The sequence below is a fragment of the Colwellia psychrerythraea genome, assembly GCF_000764225.1.
Taxonomy (GTDB): domain Bacteria; phylum Pseudomonadota; class Gammaproteobacteria; order Enterobacterales; family Alteromonadaceae; genus Colwellia; species Colwellia psychrerythraea_D.
In genome coordinates, this window is the sequence record NZ_JQED01000039.1 from 1 (window position 1) to 1,306 (window position 1,306).

Annotated in this window: 1 protein-coding gene; it reads right to left on the reverse strand. The window is 44.6% G+C overall.

The features are described from left to right. Nucleotides 1-105: 105 nt before the first annotated feature. Entirely contained in the window at nt 106-1,260 is a 1,155-nt protein-coding gene (locus tag ND2E_RS07425; RefSeq protein WP_033094576.1) for an IS110 family RNA-guided transposase, read from the reverse strand. Between the last annotated feature and the right edge of the window lie 46 nt (nt 1,261-1,306).

Consider the following 1,306-nt stretch of genomic DNA (forward strand, 5'->3'; position numbering starts at 1 on the left):
CTATGCTCGTGGTTCAATAGCGCGTAGCGCTATTGCCATCCTAACGCCCTCGGTGGTTGTGCCACAGCCGATGCTTGACTCCATGCGCTAACTCAAAACTTTTCATCATGCAGGTACTCTTGAAATTCTTAAACGTGGATTAACAGATGAAATGACGACTTCGCGGGCAATGGCCCAGATATAAGCAGCCATTTCTCGGGCAATGGCAATTACCACAACATTACGGTGCTTACCTCTACTCATCAATCTGCTGTATCGTCGACACAGTCGTAACTGAGCTTGCCAAGCAATGTCGGTTATTTCTTTGGGTAAACCTTCTTGGCGCTTTTGTAATTCGGTCGATATATTCGCTTTGTGTTTATAGGTGTGTGCGCCTTGAACAAGTAAACGTCTTGCTCGCCCATTGCCACATTTGGTAATGCCGCCTAATTTCCTTTTGTCACTACTGGAATGTTCGCTGGGTACCAACCCTAAATAAGCCATGAGTTTTCTGGGGTGGTCGAAACGTCTTAAGTCGCCGAGCTCAGCGACAATACCTGTGGCTATGAGTAGTCGAATACCTCGTACTGCTTGGAGCGCTTTAACCACAGGATAAAATCGCCACTGTTTAACCTGATGAAATAGCTCATTGGCCAGCCGTTTCTCTCGCCCAATTCGCTCCGTGATGGTTTGTATCATTTCTTGCAAAACGATTTGTTGGCTTGGGTGAGGTAAAATAAGCTCTGTCAGCCATCGAAGGTGCTGAAGCGACCAATTATCATTAACCTTGCAGGTAATGTTATTGCGTAGGAATAACGCTTTGAGTTGATATTTAGCATCCTTTAAGTCTGCCATTGCTGTTTCTCTTGCTCTTGATAAGTCGCGTATCGCCTCGTCTTCAGATTCAGGAACGTAAATCGGTGTTAATTCTTCGTCCTTAAGCAGTTTTGCCAATTTAAGCGCGTCTCGCTTATCGGTTTTTACTCGCTCTCCTGGTTTTTTGGGGATTAAGGATGGCGCCACGACATAACAACAATGACCTAAGCTGGTCAGTAATCGATAAATCCAATAGCCACAGGGACCTGCTTCATAAACAAAATGCAGTGTCGCGTGTGGATATTTTGATTGATATTGCCGAGCGAGTTTGGTGATTGCTGCTTTGGTGGTATTTATTTTTCCATAGTGAACCGGTTTTGCCCCGCGTTGGTCTTCAACGTGCGCCACTTCAGTAGATACTTTATGGGTATCTAGGCCAATGAAAAGTATGTTATGTTTGTACATGCTAGCCTCCAATTTATATTGTTTAACACATATATTATGGCTCTGG